Here is an 18,725-nt window from a genome sequence, read left to right as displayed (position 1 = left end):
GCCGGGCGCCGGCTCGCGTCCGGGCCCGTCGGACGGCCGCCCCGTACGGTTACTTGAGTTCGGCGGCGGTGTAGTAACCCCCCGCGACCAGCACGTAGTTGTAGTTGCTCTTGTCGACGCTGGTCGGCTGCAGCAGGTAGGCGGACACGGCCTTGACGCCGTTCTTGTAGCCCAGCCTGTTGTTCACCTTCGGCGTCTTGCCGGTGAGGATGTCGTTGGCCATGTCGGCTGCCGCGGAGGCGAGTTGGCGGACGTCCTTGTACACGGTCTGCGACTGCCCGCCCGCGATGATCGACTTGATCGACGCCAGTTCCGCGTCCTGACCGGTGATGACCGGCAGCGGCTTGCTGTTGGAGCCGTAGCCGTCCGCCTTCAGCGCGTTCAGGACGCCGATGGAGATGCCGTCGTACGGCGACAGGACCGCGTCGACCTTCTTGCTCCCGTACGAGTCGGCGAGGATGTCGTTCATGCGCTTTCGCGCGGTGGGGCCGTCCCAGCGCAGGGTGGTGACCTCCTTGAGCGCGGTCTGGCCGGACTGGACGATCAACTGCTTGTTGTCCAGGTACGGCTGCAGAAGGTGCATCGCGCCCTCGAAGAAGTACTGGGTGTTGTTGTCGTCGGGAGAACCGGCGAAGATCTCGATGTTGAACGGTCCCTTTCCGTCCTCCAGGCCGAGCTTGTCGATGATGTAAAGGGCCTGCAGCCGGCCGACCTGCTCGTTGTCGAAGGAGACGTAGTAGTCGACGTTGGCGGTGCCGAGGATGAGCCGGTCGTAGGAGATCACCGGTATTTTCGCGGCGGCGGCCTGCTCGAGCACGCCGTTCAGCGACTTGTTGTCGATGGCCGCGATGATCAGGGCGTCCACGCCCTGCTTGATCAGCGCCTCGATCTGGGAGACCTGCGTCTTGGGGTTGTCCTGCCCGTAGACCAGCTGGGTCTGGTAGCCGTAGCCCTTCAGGTCCTTGACGACGCTCTTTCCGTCGGTCAGCCAGCGCTCGGAGGCCTGGGTCGGCATCGCGATGCCGATGGTGCCGCCCTTGGACTTGTCCCCGCTGCTGCTGGTCTCGCCGCAGGCGGACAGGGAGAGGGACAGGGAGGCGACTCCCGTCATGGCGGCGAGGAAGGCTCTTCGGTTGCGCATGGCGATCGTTCCTAGTTTCTCGTCGTTGAGGGGGGTGAGTGACGGAGTGTCAGCCGTCGGTGGGGAAGGAAGCTGTGGGGCGGCGGGCCGAGGAGGAGTCGGCGAGCGGATCGCGCGCGGGCCGGGCGCGCCGCACCCGTTCCCGGAAGGGGTGCGGGAACGGGTTGCGGAGCGGGGGCGCCGCACGGGCGGGTGTCCGGCGCGCACCCGGCCCGGCCTCGACGCCGGGCGTAAGGACTTCGGGTGGCGCGGTGCGGCGCCGGCGGGGTGCTCGCCGTCCTCGCGGGCACACGCGGCCGCCGAGGTCGTCGGGGATCGTGGTGCGCCGGATCCGACAGCCGTGGGCGGCAGGCGGATCTCGCGGGAGTCGGCCGGAGGGCGTCAGAGACGCGAGGAACACGAACGGTGCGAGGGCGGCGAGGGGCGGACCGCCCGGGGGGTCGCCCGGGGCGGATTTCGGACGCCCCGGTGGTCCGCAGATCACCGAACGGCGCCTCCGCGTGGCCACGCACGCGGATTTCGCCCGCTCCACTCACCGGTTTGCCGGTACGCACCTGTAAATACCTCAGGCTGTGCCACCGGTTTCCGGTCACGAGTGTGCTGACTCCGGTGATGTGCAGGGCACTTGCCTCTCAAACGTTCGAAATTTCGTCACCTGGTCAGAATGCTGGCGCGACACTAAAAGGGGGTGCGCAAGGTGTCAACGGGGCGAACGAAAACGTTCTCCGAAGGTGTTTAAAATCGCTTTCGGACGCCCCGAGAACTGCCGGAGGACGAGATTCCGGGGTGCTGCTCCCGCCTGACCAGCAGCGGGTCCGTCACGCCGCGGCCTGACCGCGGCTCCCGGGCGACGCCGTCGCGCCGGAAGGCCCGGTGTGCGCTCGGCTCCGTCGCCCAGCGCAGAGGCCGTCGCACACGCCCGGCGCACAGCAGGGAGCCGATCGCGACGGCGACGTGGTGACCACGAGAAGGCCTGGCGGCCGGTGAACCGCGTCGTGTGCTCGTACCAACCGGCCGGACCGCGCTGTCGTCGGCCTGTTCGCTGCCTTCCTGGCGCGACCCGCACAGACCAGGACACCTCGCACGTGAGCGCGGGGGAAGAGGGCGGCGGTGGCTCCACCGGGAGCATTCCACGGGGCACTGCGCGGAGCCGCCTTTCGCAGGCCTGCCGACCGGCGCTCGGCCGGCGCAGCCTCCCCGTGTCGCGCCCCACCGTCGGCGGTCGCGGCGGGCGGGCCCCGTACGGGCGCCGAGTACCCCGGGGCCCCGGTACGGGCGCCGAGTACCGCGACGGGAGCCCGCACGGCTTGCCCTTGATACCCCCCAGGGGTATACAGGACGTATGTCTCACGACGAGCACCAAGCGCACGCGGAGCACGACCGGACCCACCGACACGACCACTCCGGCGGGCACGAGCCGGCCGGACGTCCCCGGCAGCCCGGCCGGCGGCCCGAGCAGCACCGCGGCCACGCCTCCTGGGCCATGGCCGTGACGGCGACGCTGCACTGCCTGACCGGGTGCGCCGTCGGCGAGATCCTCGGCATGGTCGTCGGCACCGCCCTCGGCTGGGGCAATGTGCCGACCATGGTCGTCGCGATCCTGCTCGCGTTCCTGTTCGGCTACTCCCTGACCCTGCTCTCGGTGCGCCGGGCGGGACTGGACCTGCGGGCCGCCGTCAAGGTGGCGCTGGCCGCCGACACCGTCTCGATCGCCGTGATGGAGCTGGTCGACAACGCGATCGTCGCCTTCACGCCGGGAGCGATGGACGCGCAGCTGTCGGACGGGCTGTTCTGGGCGGCCCTCCTCGGCGGCTTCGCGGTGGCCTTCCTGATCACGACGCCGGTGAACAAGTGGATGATCGCCCGTGGCAAGGGCCACGCCGTCGCCCACACCCACGCCCACGGCTGAGGCGCGCTCACCCGACCGGGCCCGTGCGGGCCGTGAGCCGTTCGCCGGCTCGCCCCGCTCCGTGCAGCGCCAGGGTCACCGCGACCGACGTCAGGGCCATCGCCGTCATCGCCGTGCCCGGCGAGGTGAGTTGGGCCGCCGTGCCCGCCAGGGCCGCGCTCACGCCCTGCATGGTGAGCATCCCGGACGAGTGCAGCCCCAGGGCGTGGCCGCTGAGTTCGGGCGGGGTGAGTGCCATCAGCCGTTCCTGCTGGACCAGGCTCGCGCCGAAACCGACCGAGGCGAGGGCGGCGCAGGCGGCGGCGAGCGGAAGAGCGGGATGCAGGGCGAACAGGGCGTAGGGCGCGGCCAGCAGGAGCAGCAGCGGGGTCGCCAGCCGGGTGCGCACCGTCGCCGGGACCAGCCTGCCGATCGTCACGTCGCCGACCAGCATTCCCAGCGCGGCGCAGGCGAACAGCGTGCCCGCCGCGCCCGGGGCGTACGGCACGAACAGGGCCTCGCAGCCGACGACCAGACCGTTGGGCAGCCACAGCCCCAGGTAGGTGAGGCGGCGGGGGCGGGAGGACCACAGGACGGCGTTGGTGCGCCGGGTCGCTGCGGCGGAGGGACGTCCGGCGGCGCGCGGCGGGCGGGCGGTCAGCCCCAGCCGGGCGACCGCGGCGGCGACGGCGTAGAGCAGGGCGGCGAGCAGCAGGGTCCGGCGCGCGGAGAGCGCCGACACCAGGATGCCGCCGACCGCGTATCCGGCGATCTGCGTCAGCCCGCTCAGGATGTTGAACAGCGAACGCCCGGGCAGATATCCGTCCTTGGTGAGGATCTCGTTCAGCAGCCCCCAGCGGACCCCGCCGCCGAGCGAGGCGATCAGCCCCTGCAGCAGGACGACGGCGAGGACGCCGGGGACCGGCAGGCCCGGGGCGGCCAGGACGACGGTGGTGACGGCGAACCCGAGCGAGATCCCCGCCAGCGTCGCCCTCGGGGGCAGCCGGTCGGAACCGGAGAGGAGCAGCGTCGCGCCGAGCACCTGGGCGAGCGAGGGACCGAACATGCTCATCGCCGACAGCAGCGGCGAGTCGGTAGCCCGGTAGACCAGCGTGCCGAGCGCCAGCCCGCCCACCGTCGAGGCGGCGGTGTGCGCGGCGGAGGAGAGGAAGAGGGGGGTGAACTCCGGGGTGCGGAACAGCGGTCGGTATCGGGGCATGCGCGGAGTCTCGGACGGCCGCGAGCGGTCCGGTTATTGTTTCGCGGTCGTGCGAAAGGTCGTCCGGGACGGGACGACTTGACGGCTGGACGTCTTGCCGGCGGGACGGCTTGACGGCGGAAGGACGGAGGGGCGGCGTGGGCTGGTGGCAGGTGAACGCGGACACCCTGGCGGGCAGTCGGTTCGTGATCTCGTCGCTCTCCGAGACCTTCGCGAGTCTGAAGCTGCTGCACGCGGGCGTCGGGCACCATCCCGGCGAGCGGGAGTGGCTGCACGCCCACCTCCCCGGCTACCGGGCCGCGCTGGCCGCCGACCCGGTGACGGCGCTGCTGGTGCGGGCGGGGTTCGGGCGGAAATGGATCGCCGATTTCCTCACGCCCACGCCGAGGGACGGCGAGAGCTTCGAGGAGGGCGTCGCGCGGGTGCGGTCGGCGGACCCGGCGGACGCCCGGGCCCATCTGCGGATGTCACTGGCCGGGCCGCTGCCCGCCGCCCTGGACCGGGACGACCTGCCCGAGCGGGCGGCCGCGCTGCTGGAACACGTGTGGGAGACGGCCGTACGGCCGGACTGGGAGCGCCGCCGGCGCGTCCTGGAGGCCGACGTGGGCGCGCGGACGGCGCAGGTCAGCCGAGGCGGCTGGGCGGCCGTGCTGGACTCGTTGCGGCCGGGGACGCGCTGGCTCGGCGAGAGCCGCTTCCAGGTGAACCTGCACGAGTATCCGCCCCGCGAGATCTCCGGGGCCGAGCTGCTGTTCGTGCCGGTCACGCCGAAGGCCGGCTGGGTGTCGTGGGAGGAGCGGGAGCGGTACGCCGTCGTCTACCCGTGCACCGGCGTGCTCGCCGAGGACCGCCGCGACCGCTCCCGTGCCGCGCCGGCCGCGCTCGGCGCGCTGCTGGGCCCGGCCCGCGCCGCGGTGCTGGTGCTGCTCGCAGGCCCGCTGAGCACCACCCAGCTGGTCGCCCTGACCGGCCAGGGCCTCGGCTCCGTGGGCCGCCATCTGCGGGTGCTGCTGGACGCGGGCCTGGTGCAGCGGCGGCGCGCGGGGCGGTCGGTGCTGTACTCGCGGACGGCGGCGGGAGACGCCCTGGCCAAGGCCGCCGGGGGGCGGGTCGGCCGGTGAACCTCTCCACGCCCTAGCATCCGGAGCATGACTACTGATGCCGGTACCTCTCCCCTCGACGTCCAGATCGACGCCCTCAAGGGCGGCTCCGCGGAGCTCTCGCAGTACACGGGCCAGGTCGTGCTGGTGGTGAACGTGGCCTCCAAGTGCGGCCTGACTCCGCAGTACAGCGGCCTGGAGCGGCTCCAGGAGCGGTACGCCGGGCAGGGCTTCACCGTCCTCGGCGTGCCCTGCAACCAGTTCCTGGGGCAGGAGCCCGGCAGCGCCGAGGAGATCGCGGAGTTCTGCTCGGCAACCTACGGCGTGAGCTTCCCGCTGACCGAGAAGGTCGAGGTCAACGGCGACAGCCGGCACCCGCTGTACGAGCGGCTCGTCGGGTTCGCGGACGGCGAGGGCCACACCGGTGACGTCCGCTGGAACTTCGAGAAGTTCCTGATCGGCCGGGACGGCTCCGTGGTAGCCCGGTTCTCCCCGCAGACCGAGCCGGAGGCCCCCGAGGTGGTCGCGGAGATCGAGAGCCGCCTGGGCTGAGCGGGCGGGCGGCCGGGCCGCCCGGGCATGCGACGGGCCCCCTCGGCTAGGACGGCGATCTGGACGAGAGGGCCCGTGGGTGGTTCTTCTGCAGTTGTGTTCGGTATCCGGCTGAGGGTCAGGAAGTCCTCCGCCCTACGCCTTGACCGACGCCACGAAGTCGCTCCACGCGTCGGCGGGGAAGACCAGGGTCGGGCCGTCCTGGACCTTGGAGTCGCGGACGAACAGGGCCTGTACGGCGGGCGACTTGACCTCGACGCACGCACCGTTGCCCGTGGAGTAGGAGGACTTGGTCCACGTGTGCGCGTTGCCCTGACGAATTGCCATTTTTGCTCCGGAGTGCAGTTGTTGAGTTGCTGTCTTCACGCCAACCTTGTTGCTTGATGGCGTGATCGACGCTACTCGCCAACATCGACTGACGAAGCGACTATTCACTCGACCGGATGACATATTCCAGTGGAAACTTCCATACCGGTGGGGTTAACGCGTATCATGCGCCACTTCCCGCTGGACCTCACCGCACATACCCCTTGGCGATGTCGGCGATGAACTGGCGGGACTGCTCCACGTTCAGAGCCTGGGCGCGCAGGTGCTCGTACATCACGCTGTACTTCTGCACGTCGTTCGGCTTCTCCAGATAGAGGTCGCTGGTGACGCCCTCGATGTAGACGACGCTGGAGTCGGCCGTGTCGGGGAACTCGAGGATGGCGTACTGGCCGTTGAGGCCCGGATGCGCACCCATCTCGAACGGGATCACCTGGACCGTGACATGCGGCAACTGGGACTGCTCGACGAGGTGTTCCAACTGGTCCCGCATCAACTCGCGGCCGCCGACGACCCGCCGGAGCGCCGACTCGTCCATGACGCTCCACAGCCGCAGCGGGTTCTCGCCCGACGAGACCCGTTCCTGCCGGCGCATGCGCACCTGCACCCGCTTGTCGATCTCCGTCTGCGCGGTCTCCGGCAGCGCGCCCGAGATCAGCGCCTCCGCGTACTGACGGGTCTGCAGCAGCCCGGGCACCACCTGGGGGTCGTAGACGCGCAGGCTCGCCGCGTCCGTCTCCAGACCGATGTAGACGCTGTACGGGACGTCGCCGAAGGCATGCCACCAGCCCTGCTGGCGGGAGTCCTTGGCCATCTCCATCAGCGAGTCGACCATCCGCTGGTCCTCGACCTCGTACACCCCGCACAGGTCGCGGACGTCGCGCTGGCTGATGCTGCGACGGCCGTTCTCCAGCCGGCTGATCTTGGACTGGGACACCAGCAGGCGCTCGGCGACCTCTTCGGCCGTCATGCCCTTGAGCTCACGGAGCCGGCGCAGCTCCTGGCCCAACCGGCGTCGTCTGACGGTGGGATTGACATTGGACGCCACGGGACGTGCACCTCCGGCTGCGTGTCTGTCTCAAACACTTTGCGTATCTGCTGTTCAGCAGACTGCCACCAAGGCGCTTTCCACCGCTGGAAAACGGTGGATATGCGGCCGCTGCGCGCCGGTTCGGACCGGGCCCCGAAGGATTGCCGCCGTCTCCCGACACACGTCCGCGCGGGGCGGCAGATGCACCGCCCCGCGCGGGCCGCGTCGGCTCCCGAACAGGTCTCAGGTCTGACGGCTCAGAGGGCCACCACACGCGCCATGGGGTTGCGGTGCGGCTGCGCCGGAACGCCACGGGCGGGTTCCGGAGCGGGCCTGGCTCCCGGTCCGGCCTGCCGGCCGGGGGGCGCCTGGTTGCGGCGCGGCTGTGCCGCCGCGCCGTTCTGGACGTCCATCACGGCGTGCGCCACGAGGCCGCCCATGGGGTCGTGCCTGATCAGGTCCCGCAACCGGGAACGGGACGAGCGTCCCTCGTTGCCCGGATACAGGTGCTTGCCGAGGCCGACCGCGTGCGCCAGTGCGGCGAGCGCCGCGGTCCGCGGGTCCGGCGGCACGCCGGTGCGGATCGCGGAGTCCAGCCGGGCCTTGATCTCCCGGCTGATGTCGGTGTCCGTCGCCTGGTAGCGAGTCGTCGGCAGTACTCCGCACATCTGACCCGCCACGGCATGCACCATGCCGCACCGCTCCAGATGCGAGAGGTAGATCTGGCGTAGCCCGAGACGCGGCCCGCCGATCCAGTGGACAGCCCGTACGGGAGCGCCACGCCTTCGCAGCAACTCCAACGCGCAGTCCAGCGTTGGGTCTCCAGTCGGCCGTGGGGACACCACGGCGATACGATCCCCGTCAGGGGCTATCCGCCCGGCCAGCGCCAGCTCCACTAGCTGCGCTCCGGCCAGACCAAGGTCGAGCGACTGCGGCTGTGCGGTGGTACCCGTGGTCGGGTCCAACGCCAGCAGAAGAAGCTCTTCCGGAATCGTTCTGCGGCTCCTGCCCATCCATGCCTCCCCGCGTGGATGAATGACAGGGTGACCCCTCTCACATTCATCTGTCGAGGGTGCGTGACCTGTTTGTAGTGGAACCAGTAGGTATGTCGTTCTCGTCTACCGCAGGAGCCAAGCGCTCTACACAGGACACTGGTACATGGTTCGGGCAACGCCGCGAGGCGGGTCCGGGGCGGGCTGTTCACGGTTCGGCAGGCGCGCTGACGGCGTGCGGGCACACGAGGAGGCATCGGTGGCGGGCGAGTCCCCCGACAGGTCGAAGCAGCGCGAGTCGTCGGCAGAACCGACGTCGGGGAGCGCGGACACGGTTCCCGAGGCACGGGAATCTCGCGAGATCCGCGATCCGCGGGTCGCGGTGGCGCGGGACAGCGAGCCCTCGCCGGCCCGCGGCGGCGGCGTGGACACGGCGACGCGGGTGTTCTCGGTACGGGATCTGAAGACCGAGGAGGCCGAGGAGCCCGAGGAGCCCGGGTCCGCGAAGGCCGAAGCCGCGGAGACCGACGCCGAAGCCTCCGATGCCTCCGACGCCTCCGGGACCGACGCTTCCGAGGGCGGCGGGAACGGGTCCGCGGAGCCGGAAGCGGAGACGGAGCCGGAAGCGGAGCCTGAGGCCGCCGAGAACGCCTCGGGCGACTCCGGTGACACGAAGGGTGCCGGGACGGCCGCAGCGGCCGGGGAGAGCGCCGACGGCACCAGGGACGCCCCTGAGGGCGACGACGGGACCGAGGACGCCGCCGGGGCTCCCGGCGAGGCTCCCGAGGGCGGCGAGGACCGTCTGCGGGCGGCTGTCGCCCAGTGGGTCGCCACGGCGGACGGCAAGAGCCCCGAGGGCGCCCCCACGGCCCTCACGGCCGACTCGGCCGACGGGGAAGCGGACGAACCCGTGGACGAACCCGCGGGCGCGACCTCGGATGCCGTCTCGGATGCCGTCTCGGACGACGACGCGGATGCCGTCTCGGACGATGCCCCGGACGACGACGCGGATGCCGCCTCCGACGACGACGTGCGTGTGGAGAGCGCCGCCGCGAAGTCCGACGAGCGACCGGGCACCGACGTCACCGACGAGCCCGAGGACAGGCGGCCCGAGGACACCGACGAGCGACCGGACACCGACGTCACCGACGAGCCCGAGGACGCGCGGCCCGAGAACGCGGACGAGTCGGCCGCGTCCGCCTCGTCCGCCGTGGTGGAGGACGAGGCCGGGGCGGGACCGGCCGCCAAGCGCGCGCCGAAGTGGGCGTCGGACGCCGGCGAGCCCGAGAAGGCGGGGAAGCCCGACGCCGGGCCCGAGGACGCCAGGGCCGACCGCTCCCCCGTCGACCAGCCCACCGCCGTCTTCAAGACCCCCCGGCCCAAGCCCGCCGTCGACCAGCCGACCACCATGCTGAAGCTCGGCGACGTCAAGCCCCGCCCGGGCGGGGAGAAGGCCGACGCGACCGACACCGCCGCCCCGGCCGACACCGCCGGGAAGACCGGCACCGCCGACGAGAAGCCCACGGCGCCGGCCGAGCGGACGAGCAAGTTCGTCGCGCTCAAGCCGCTCGACGAGCCCCGCCCGCCGAAGCCCGCCGCCCAGACGCCCGCCGACGTCACCGCGTTCGTCCCGCAGGTCGGCCCCGAGCGGACCACGCAGCAGCCGCTGCCGCCGAAGCCGCCGCTGGACCTGCTGGCCGAGCTGACGAACACCCCGCCGCCCCCGCCGACCCCGCTGCGCACCCTCGGACGGCGGCTCAAGATCTGGACGCCGCTGGTCCTCCTGCTGGTCCTCGTGTTTGCGATCGTGCAGGCCATGCGGCCGCTGCCGGCGACCGCGCTCACGCTGACCGCGAAGAGCTCGTACACCTTCGAGGGCGGCCGGACGCAGTTGCCCTGGCCGAACGAGGGACAGGGCTGGATGGACGCCGACGGAGTCGGCACGATGGGCAGTTTCGGCAAGCAGACTCCCGTGGCCATCGGTTCCGTCGCCAAGACCATGACCGCGTACATCATCGCCAAGGACCACCCGATGAAGGCCGGGGAGGAAGGCCCGCAGATCGAGGTCGACGCGACGGCGGAGAAGGAGGGCGGCTACGACGTCACCGGCGACGAGTCGACGCTCAACACCGTCAAAGCCGGCGACAGGCTCACCGAGAAGCAGGCCCTGTCGGCCGTCATCATCCCCTCCGCCAACAACATCGCGCGGCTGCTCGCGCGCTGGGACGCGGGCTCGGAGGCGGCGTTCGTGAAGAAGATGAACGCCACCGCCAGGGAACTGGGGATGACGAACACGACGTACACCGACCCCTCGGGCCTGAAGGAGACCACCGTCTCCACGGCCGAGGACCAGGTGAAGCTCGGCCGGGCGTTCGTGAAGATGCCCGCCCTGGTCGCCATCTCCAGCGCGGCGAGCTGGACCGACCCGACCGGCAAGTACTGGAACAACTACAACGAGCTGCCGTTCAAGATCGGCGCGATCGGCATCAAGACCGGCAGTACCACCGCGGCCGGCGGCAACCTGCTCTTCGCCTCCCGCAAGAAGGTCGACGGGAAGTCGGTGATCCTGGTCGGCGCGATCCTCGGCCAGCACAAGCAGAAGATCCTCGCCACGGTCAACGCGGTCAGCAAGACGGCGCTGCTCGCCGCCGAGGACGCGCTCACCTCGGCGAAGATCCTGAAGAAGGGCGACGTCGTCGGGTACGTGGACGACAGGCTCGGCGGCCACACGCCCGTCGTCATCACCGAGGACGTCTCGACGGCCGGCTGGGCGGGCATGACGGTGAAGCTGTCGTTCACCGCCGGCGAGGTGCCGCACACGGCCAAGGCCGGCACCCCGGTGGGCACGCTCACCGTCGGCGACGGCTCCAGCAGCGCGGTGAAGGTGCCGGTCGCCCTGCAGACGGACCTGGCCGAGCCGGGCTTCTCGGACAAGCTGACCCGCGTCGGCTGACCCGCGACGCCCGTCCGCACGCCTTCCGCACCCCGTCGGGCAGCCGCCCGGCGGGGTGCGTGCTAGCGTCGCGAAACGGGACAGGCCGCCGGTCGCAAGGGCGTAGCCGTGAAGCGGACGCGAACGGTACGCGGCCGAGAAAAGAAGACGGGACACGGGGAGTGCCTTCAGGTGGCCACTGCGGAGCCGACACGCGCCGACGACGCCGGTCCGGACCGGGACGCCGGCTCGCGCACCAGGGTGCCCGCACCCCAGTCGGGCGAGCACGACCGTGACCCGGCGGACGGCGCGATGGTAGACCTCGGGCAGGACCGGGTCCCGGACAGCGCTCCGCAGAGCCGTACGGAGTCCGCGCGCGGGACGTCCCGGGTGCGCGGCGCCCTCGACCGGGTCGGCACGCGTCTCGGCGGGCCTCTCGGCCGCCATCTCGTGCTCTCCATGACGGCACTGTCCGGCGTCCTGCACCTCGTCTGGTTCTTCACGTTCGCGAACAGTGGCGGCGACCTCGCCGCGCAGGACGCCTGGGCCGAGTTCGTGGGCCGGCATCCCGACTCCGCGTACAACCTCGCCTGGTACGGCGGCATGCACCCGGTGTCGTACAGCATGGTGTCGCCGTACCTGATGTCCCTGCTCGGTGTCCGGACGACGATGATGATCGCCGGGACGATCTCGGCCGGGCTGCTCACCCTGATCCTGCTGCGCTGCCGGCCGGTGAAGAACCCGGTGTGGCCCGCGCTCGCGGGGATCTTCGCCCTGCTGTGCAACGCCGCCTCCGGCCGGGTGACGTTCGGCCTCGGCAACATGTTCGCGCTGGGCGCGGTCGCCGTCGTGTTCTGCTGGCCGCACCGCTGGCGCTACAAACGGTGGGCGAAGGCGCTGTGCGCCGCGCCGCTCGCCGCGCTCGCCACCATGGGTTCGCCGGTGGCCGGGCTCTTCGTCGGCATAGTCGCCGTCGCGATGTTCCTGCAGAAGCGGCGGCCGGGCGCGTGGGCGCTCGGACTGGCCCCGACGGTGGTCGTCGCCCTCTCGGCCTGGCTGTTCCCGTTCTCCGGCACCCAGCCGATGTCCATCGGCTCGGCGTCGCTGCCGCTGCTGTCGGCGCTGGTCGTCTTCGCCGTCGTCCCGCGCGACTGGAGGACGGTGCGGATCACGGCGGCGGTGTACGGGCTCGGGGTGCTGATGGTGTGGCTGATCAGCTCGCAGATCGGGTCCAACATCACGCGGCTCGCGATGATGTTCACGGGCGTGGTGCTGATGGCGGCGCTGCCGTTCGCCGTACCGCGCAGCCGCAAGTGGTACGTGATCGTCCTGTCGTCGCTGACGTTCGTGGGCTGGATCGGCTTCAAGTCGGTCGACGACGTCGTGCGGACGACCCCGGCGGCCTCCTGGGCACGCGAGCTGGCGCCGCTCGTCAACGAACTGCAGGGGGTCGGCGCGGAGAAGGGCCGGGTGGAGGTCGTCCCGGCCCGCTCGCACCGCGAGGCGTCCGCGCTCGCGCCGTACGTCAACCTCGCCCGCGGCTGGAACCGCCAGGCCGACATGGAGCGCAACCCGCTCTTCTACGACGACACCCTCAACTCCGCGAACTACCACGACTGGCTGCAGCGGTGGGCGGTGCACTTCGTCGTGGTCCCCAAGGAGGCGCTGGACGGGGACGGCGGTGAGCGGGAGCGGCAGCTGGTGCAGCGGGGGCTGCCGTATCTGGAGCAGATCTGGGGCGACGCCAACTGGCAGCTGTTCCGGGTCGTCGATCCCGCCCCGCTCGCCGAGCCGAACGCGGTGGTGCAGCGGGCCGAGCAGGGCGAGATGACGATCGACGTGAAGAGGGCGGGGCGGATCCTGATCCGGATCCCGTACTCGCCGTGGCTGAGCGTGGTGGACGCGCAGGGCAAGAGCCTGAAGCCGCCGCAGGAGACGCAGGAGTCCAAGGACCGGTCCGACGGCGAGCCGAAGACGTTCGACAACGTCAACGGGTGCCTGTTCGAGACGGCGGAGGACGCGGACGGCGACAAGTGGACGGTGCTGCTCGCGCCGAGGGCGGGCACCTACCGGCTGGCCGCGCCCTACCAGCTGCCCCGGGGGACGCCGTGCCCGGACGAGCTGAAGGACCAGCAGTGATCACCGCAGCCGGTCCACGTACCGGTCGGTGCCCGGCACCGTCGGGATGAACGGCGCGACCAGCTCCACGCGCCCGAGGCCGGACTCCGCCACCGCCTCCTCCAGGCCGGTGAAGAAGGGGTCCCAGCAGTCGCCGGGGGCCGCCTCCAGGAACCACAGGAGGGTCAGCCGGGTGTCGACGCCCTCGACCTGCTTGACGTAGGTCATGCGGTCGCCGGGGAGCGGGGTGGGGCGGAAGACGGTGACCATGGCGGCCGGGGAGCCGGCCAGCCGCCGGGGGAGGTGGCGGGCGCCCAGCCAGCGCAGGAGTTCGGCGCGCTGCTGCGCGGAGTCGGCGTCGATCACCTCCACGACGAGGCCCGCGTAGGGGTGGTCGAGGGCGTGGTAGTCCCTCGGGCCCGCCGCGCCGTCCCGGTAGACCGTCGTCGCGTGGTCCTGGAACGCGGTGAACACGTGGGTGCGGTCGTGGTAGACGCGGGCGTCCCGGTTGAGGCGTTTGTTGATGGCGACGGTCCACTTCATGTGGTCGCCGTGGCGTCCGTCGGTGATCCAGTAGGTGGAGAGGTAGCAGCCGGCGGTGACGGGCTGGGCGACCGCCGACTTCTCGGGGTAGCGGAGCAGTTGCAGGTCGCGGGTCGCCACCCATCTGCGGCCCGCGTACATCCAGGGCATGGCCATCGCGCCGGCGTAGTAGTGGTCGTCCTCGTACCAGCGGTTGTAGGCGTACTCGTGGCCCGGGTGCGGTTCGACCATGGTGATCAGGGCGTGGCCCGGGCGTACCCCGTAGGGGCCGACGGCGGCCAGTTCGGCGTACGTGTCGCTGTGCGTGTCGTCGTGCGTCTCCTCGCTCATGCTCTTCCCCATCCTCGGTGACTGGCCCATACTCTGACGCTCCGTCAGATAGAGCGCCAGAGGCAGGGAGGCCCCATGTCATCGCTCCAGGGCAGGACCGTCGTCGTGTCGGGGGTCGGCGCCGGGCTCGGTCACCAGGTGGCCGCCGCGGTCGTGCGGGACGGCGGGAACGCCGTGCTCGGTGCGCGGACCGAGGCGAACCTCGCGAAGAGCGCGGCCGAGATCGATCCGGCCGGGGCGCGCACCGCGTACCGGGTCGCCGACATCACCGACGAGCGAAGCTGCGAGGCGCTGGCCGGTCTGGCGCGGGAACGGTTCGGGGGGATCGACGCGGTGGTGAACGTGGCGGCCTGGGACTCGTACTTCGGCGGGGTCGAGGACGCCGACTTCGCGACGTGGCAGTCGGTGCTGGACGTCAACCTGCTGGGCACGCTGCGGATGACGCGGGCCTGTCTGCCCGCGCTGAAGGAGCGGGGCGGGTCGGTCGTGTTCATCGGGACGCAGTCGGCCGTGGCGGCGCCCTCGCAGGTGCGGCAGGCGGCGTACGCGGCCTCGAAGGGGGCGCTGACGAGCGCGATGTACTCGCTGGCGCGGGAGCTCGGGCCGCACCGGATCCGGGTCAACACGGTACTGCCGGGGTGGATGTGGGGGCCGCCGGTGCAGGCGTACGTGCAGTTCACCGCGCAGACCGAGGGGGTTCCCGAGGAGGAGGTGCTGGGGAGGCTCACGGGACGGATGGCGTTGCCGGAGCTCGCCACCGACGGGGACGTGGCGGATGCGGCGGTGTTCCTGGCGTCGGACCGGGCGCGGGCCATCACCGGACAGTCGTTGCTGGTCAACGCCGGGGAGCTGATGCGCTGAGTTCACATGGATGAACGCAAGACAACATACCGAATTCTTTTACCTCCCTTTGACCACACGGTTACTTGTCGTGTCCACGCGCCAGCGCCCACGATGAGCGCCGGGCTGATCCCTGGGAGGGCGCACATGAACGGTCTCGACTGGGCCGTGCTCATCGGCTATTTCGGCGTGATGGTCGCGATCGGCGTCTGGTCGCACAAACGCGTCGACGACGTGAGCGACTTCTTCACCGCCGGCGGCAGGATGCCCTGGTGGCTGTCCGGCATCTCGCACCACATGTCGGGCTACAGCGCGGTGATGTTCACCGGGTACGCGGGCATCGCCTACACCTACGGCGTCACCTCCTTCGTCACCTGGTCCTTCCCCATCGCACTGGGCATCGCGATCGGCTCGAAGCTGTTCGCGCCGCGCATCAACCGGCTGCGGTCGCGGCTCCATGTGGCTTCCCCGCTGGAGTACCTGAAGAACCGCTACGACCTGAAGACCCAGCAGGCGCTCGCCTGGTCCGGGATGCTGCTGAAGATCGTGGACGTGGGCGCCAAGTGGGCTGCCATCGCCACCCTGTTGTCGGTCTTCACCGGGATCTCCCTCAACCAGGGCATCCTCATCACGGGCGCGATCACCGCCGTCTACTGCACCATCGGCGGCCTGTGGGCGGACGCGTTGACCGAACTCGGCCAGTTCGTCATCCAGTTGCTGGCCGGCATCGCGATGTTCGTCGCCGTCGTGCTGAAGCTGAACGACAAGGGCATCGGGTTCCTCGACGCCTGGGACCAGCCGGCGCTCCAGGGCCACGACAAGCCGCTGGTCGCCCAGTACGGCACGGTGTTCCTGCTCGCGTTCCTCTTCATCAAGCTCTTCGAGTACAACGGCGGCATGCTGAACCAGGCCCAGCGGTACATGGCCACCTCCGGCCCGAAGGAGGCCGAGCGCTCCGCACGGCTGTCGGCCGCGCTGTGGCTGGTCTGGCCGCTGGTGCTGTTCTTCCCGATGTGGATGTCCCCGCTGCTGGTGACGTCGAACAAGCCGGACGGCTCCGACTCCTACGCCCTGATGACCGAGCAACTGCTGCCGCACGGCCTGCTGGGACTCGTCATCGTCGGCTTCTTCTCCCACACGATGGCGATGTGCTCCTCCGACGCCAACGCCATCGCCGCGGTCTTCACCCGGGACTGCGCCCCCGTCATCTGGGCCAGGGCACGGGAGTGGAACCAGCGTTCGGGGCTGATCGCGGCGCGTGTGACGACCGTCGTGTTCCTCGGTCTGTCCATGGCGGCGGCCACCCAGGTCAACTCCCCCGCCTTCAAGGACATCATCACCGTCGTCATCAAGTGGGTCGCCGGCCTGATGGGCCCGATGGCGATCCCGATGATGCTGGGTCTGCTGCGCCCCTTCCGCCGCTCCGGTCCCACCGCGGCGCTGGGCAGCTGGTCGATGGGTCTGCTGGCCTTCTGGCTGGTCAACTACCCGATCGACTCGAACGTCGACGGCGGCGTGCCGCTCCAGTACCAGGTGTCGATCCCGCTGGCCGTGTCGCTGGTCCTCTACATCGTCATCGGGTTCGTCAAGCCCGAGGACACCCCGGAGCGCCTCGCGATCATCGAGACCATCAACACGGACGGGGACGGGGACTCGGGGGGTGCGGCGGCGCTGCCGGAGCCGCGGGACACGGTGGAAGGGAAACTCATCAGCCCGTCCGGGGGCGCACCCTCCGGGGGCGTCTGAGGAACCCGTACCACGAGCCGGCCCGCACCACGAGCCGGCCCCGCCCTCAACCCTGCCCGTCCCTCGGATACCTGGTCAGCCATCCCGGTGAAGCCCCCGAGGGGCCGTGCAGGGCGGGACCCTGGGTCATCTCCATGGCGAAGTCGTCGGCGAGTTCCAGGATCGTGGGACGGCCCTCCAGCTCGGCCAGCCAGGCCGGCGGGAGGGCCGTCTCGCCGTGCAGGGCGCCGAGCAGACCGCCGGCGAGCGCCGCGGTCGGGCCCGAGGGGGCGCCGTGGTTCACGGCGAGCCGCAGCCCGTGCCGGACGTCCTCGGCGGCCAGCGCGCAGTAGACCGCGCCGGACAGCACCGCCGCCGCGGTCCCCGCCCCCGCCAGCTCCTCCACCCGCGCCGGACCCGGCGGCCCCTGCCGCACGGCCTCCAGCGCGCGTCGCAGCGCCTCCGACACCGGCTCGTGCCCCGGCCTCGCCGCCAGCAGCGCGAGCGCCCGCTGCGCCGCGCCGTCCAGGCTCTCGCCGCGCGCCAGCGCGTGCACGGTGACGGCGTACGCGCCCGCCGCGAGATACGCCGCGGGGTGGCCGTGCGTCTGGGCCGCGCACTCGACGGCGAGCTGCGCGACGAGCTGCGGCTCCCAGCCGACGAGCAGTCCGAACGGCACCGAGCGCGGCACGACCTCCGGACCGGCCGCGCCGGGGCTCTTGGGCGATTCGAGGGTGCCCATCACGTCGTCGCCCAGCCCGAGCAGCAGGGTGCGGGTCGGATCACGGCGGGCGTACAGCCACTCCTCGCGGGCGAGCCAGCCGTCGTCCTTGCGCCGCAGGTCGGGCCCCCAGTCGCGCTGGGTGGCCGCCCAGCGCAGATACGCCCGGTGCAGATCCGTCGGCGGGTGCCAGGCGCCGGTGTCCCGCCGTACATGGGCGCGGATCAGACCGTCCACCGTGAACAGGGTCAGCTGGGTGAGGTGGGTGACCGCGCCGCGCCGCCCGTAGGCGGACATCAGGTCGACCACGCCCTCGGGCCCGTGTCCCTGCCGGATCTCCTCGAGACCCAGCCCGTCGACGGGCGCGCCGAGCGCGTCGCCGACGGCCGCGCCCAGCAGCGTGCCGCGCACCCTGCTGCGGAAGTCCTGCTGTTCGGCGCGGCCCCAGACGGGCCCGGCAGTCGCACCCACCTAGTCCTCCCGGCCACCGTCCGTACGTACGACGTCCGTCACTGTAATCGAACACCGCCGGGTTCCCGGCCGGTGCGACGGCCGACGGGTGGAGGGGTGACGGAGACCCGGTGAGGTTGTGGAGCGCCGGCGACCGACTGTGCACGACCGCGTCCGGGCGGGACGGCTCCCGAGGGTGAGCGCGGGCTGCTGGACCCGTCCTACTCGACGACCCTGACCTTCGTCCCCGTCTCGCCGAACGCCCACAGCGCCGTCCCGTCCGCCTTGGCCATCCGGATGCCGCCGGTCTGCGCACCGGCGGCGGCCGGGGGCGGTGAGGAGCCGTCGACGGCGTTGGAGAAGGCGATGTTGACGCCCGAGGCGACGGTGAAGTACATGACGTGCTCGATCTGCACGCCGTCGGATCCCTTGAGGGCGTCCTTGCGGAGCGACACCGTGTAGCTGCCGACGACCGGATTCACCGTGCCGGGCCAGACCGTGAAACTGCGCCGGGCCGTGTCGTCGGCGTCGACCAGCCAGACGCGGTGCTGCCCCAGGGAGTAGACGACCCTGCGGCCCGTGCCCGACTTCGCGGGTGCCCCGGCCGCCTGCGACGAGGCGGACGGCTTCGGCGAGGCCGGCGGACTCACGTTCGCGGACGCCGAGGCGTGCGGCTTCTTCGCCGCCGACGCCTTCGGGTGCGGACCGTTCTCGGCCTGTGCCGTCAGCACGACGACCGCGGCGATCGCACCGGCGGTCAGGCCGGTGACCCAGGCCCAGGAGGGAAGCCGTCGGGCAGGCACGGGCACGCATCTCCTCA

General features: G+C 71.4%; 15 protein-coding genes. 7 read left to right on the top strand and 8 right to left on the bottom strand.

Features of this window, described 5'->3' with window-relative positions; all coding sequences use genetic code 11:
* Nucleotides 1-49: 49 nt before the first annotated feature.
* The gene (chvE, locus tag C6376_RS12440; RefSeq protein WP_107443474.1) at nucleotides 50-1,141 is read right to left on the bottom strand and encodes a multiple monosaccharide ABC transporter substrate-binding protein; all 1,092 of its coding nucleotides are present in this window, start codon (nucleotides 1,139-1,141) and stop codon (nucleotides 50-52) included.
* 1,342 nt (nucleotides 1,142-2,483) lie between these two features.
* On the opposite strand from chvE, the gene C6376_RS12435 reads away from it, so the two are divergent.
* On the top strand, nucleotides 2,484-3,050 hold the full coding sequence (locus C6376_RS12435; protein ID WP_107443473.1) for a DUF4396 domain-containing protein: 567 nt from the start codon (nucleotides 2,484-2,486) through the stop codon (nucleotides 3,048-3,050).
* 7 nt (nucleotides 3,051-3,057) lie between these two features.
* Here the strand turns inward: C6376_RS12435 and C6376_RS12430 are convergent, their stop codons facing one another.
* Complete coding sequence (locus C6376_RS12430) at nucleotides 3,058-4,248, bottom strand: MFS transporter (RefSeq protein WP_107443472.1); 1,191 nt, start codon at nucleotides 4,246-4,248, stop codon at nucleotides 3,058-3,060.
* Nucleotides 4,249-4,385: 137 nt separating this feature from the next.
* On the opposite strand from C6376_RS12430, the gene C6376_RS12425 reads away from it, so the two are divergent.
* Nucleotides 4,386-5,369 (top strand): helix-turn-helix transcriptional regulator, encoded by a 984-nt coding sequence (locus C6376_RS12425; protein WP_107443471.1) that lies wholly within the window; start codon nucleotides 4,386-4,388, stop codon nucleotides 5,367-5,369.
* 27 nt (nucleotides 5,370-5,396) lie between these two features.
* Entirely contained in the window at nucleotides 5,397-5,900 is a 504-nt protein-coding gene (locus C6376_RS12420; RefSeq protein ID WP_107443470.1) for a glutathione peroxidase, read from the top strand.
* Between the two features lie 135 nt (nucleotides 5,901-6,035).
* Here C6376_RS12420 and C6376_RS12415 read toward each other — a convergent pair whose 3' ends face one another.
* The 3 genes from C6376_RS12415 to C6376_RS12405 form a co-directional block, all read right to left on the bottom strand.
* Nucleotides 6,036-6,227, bottom strand: a complete 192-nt coding sequence (locus tag C6376_RS12415; RefSeq protein WP_107443469.1) for a DUF397 domain-containing protein — start codon at nucleotides 6,225-6,227, stop codon at nucleotides 6,036-6,038.
* Between the two features lie 187 nt (nucleotides 6,228-6,414).
* Entirely contained in the window at nucleotides 6,415-7,272 is an 858-nt protein-coding gene (locus C6376_RS12410) for a helix-turn-helix transcriptional regulator (protein ID WP_107443468.1), read from the bottom strand.
* A 239-nt stretch (nucleotides 7,273-7,511) separates the two neighbouring features.
* A complete protein-coding gene (locus C6376_RS12405) occupies nucleotides 7,512-8,267 on the bottom strand; it encodes a GPP34 family phosphoprotein (RefSeq protein WP_057578912.1) in 756 nt (251 codons plus the stop codon).
* A 238-nt stretch (nucleotides 8,268-8,505) separates the two neighbouring features.
* On the opposite strand from C6376_RS12405, the gene C6376_RS12400 reads away from it, so the two are divergent.
* The gene (locus C6376_RS12400) at nucleotides 8,506-11,199 is read left to right on the top strand and encodes a D-alanyl-D-alanine carboxypeptidase (protein WP_254075920.1); all 2,694 of its coding nucleotides are present in this window, start codon (nucleotides 8,506-8,508) and stop codon (nucleotides 11,197-11,199) included.
* Between the two features lie 171 nt (nucleotides 11,200-11,370).
* Nucleotides 11,371-13,317, top strand: a complete 1,947-nt coding sequence (locus tag C6376_RS12395; protein ID WP_107443466.1) for an MFS transporter — start codon at nucleotides 11,371-11,373, stop codon at nucleotides 13,315-13,317.
* Here C6376_RS12395 and C6376_RS12390 read toward each other — a convergent pair whose 3' ends face one another.
* Nucleotides 13,318-14,169, bottom strand: a complete 852-nt coding sequence (locus C6376_RS12390; protein WP_107443465.1) for a hypothetical protein — start codon at nucleotides 14,167-14,169, stop codon at nucleotides 13,318-13,320. It lies immediately after the preceding gene.
* A 75-nt stretch (nucleotides 14,170-14,244) separates the two neighbouring features.
* Between C6376_RS12390 and C6376_RS12385 the strand changes: the two genes are divergently transcribed.
* Together C6376_RS12385 and C6376_RS12380 are read left to right on the top strand one after the other, a co-directional pair.
* Nucleotides 14,245-15,030 carry an SDR family oxidoreductase gene (locus C6376_RS12385; protein WP_107443464.1) on the top strand — a complete coding sequence of 262 codons (786 nt, stop codon included), beginning with the start codon at nucleotides 14,245-14,247 and terminating at the stop codon, nucleotides 15,028-15,030.
* Nucleotides 15,031-15,156: 126 nt separating this feature from the next.
* Nucleotides 15,157-16,755, top strand: a complete 1,599-nt coding sequence (locus C6376_RS12380) for a sodium:solute symporter family protein (RefSeq protein ID WP_107443463.1) — start codon at nucleotides 15,157-15,159, stop codon at nucleotides 16,753-16,755.
* A 46-nt stretch (nucleotides 16,756-16,801) separates the two neighbouring features.
* On the opposite strand, the gene C6376_RS12375 is transcribed toward C6376_RS12380, so the two are convergent.
* Nucleotides 16,802-17,926 carry an ADP-ribosylglycohydrolase family protein gene (locus tag C6376_RS12375; RefSeq protein WP_107443462.1) on the bottom strand — a complete coding sequence of 375 codons (1,125 nt, stop codon included), beginning with the start codon at nucleotides 17,924-17,926 and terminating at the stop codon, nucleotides 16,802-16,804.
* A 200-nt stretch (nucleotides 17,927-18,126) separates the two neighbouring features.
* Complete coding sequence (locus C6376_RS12370; protein ID WP_107443461.1) at nucleotides 18,127-18,714, bottom strand: hypothetical protein; 588 nt, start codon at nucleotides 18,712-18,714, stop codon at nucleotides 18,127-18,129.
* Between the last annotated feature and the right edge of the window lie 11 nt (nucleotides 18,715-18,725).

The sequence above is a fragment of the Streptomyces sp. P3 genome (assembly GCF_003032475.1).
Taxonomy (GTDB): domain Bacteria; phylum Actinomycetota; class Actinomycetes; order Streptomycetales; family Streptomycetaceae; genus Streptomyces.
Note: the sequence above shows the minus strand (reverse complement) of the source record. Positions and strands in the feature narration are given on the sequence as shown.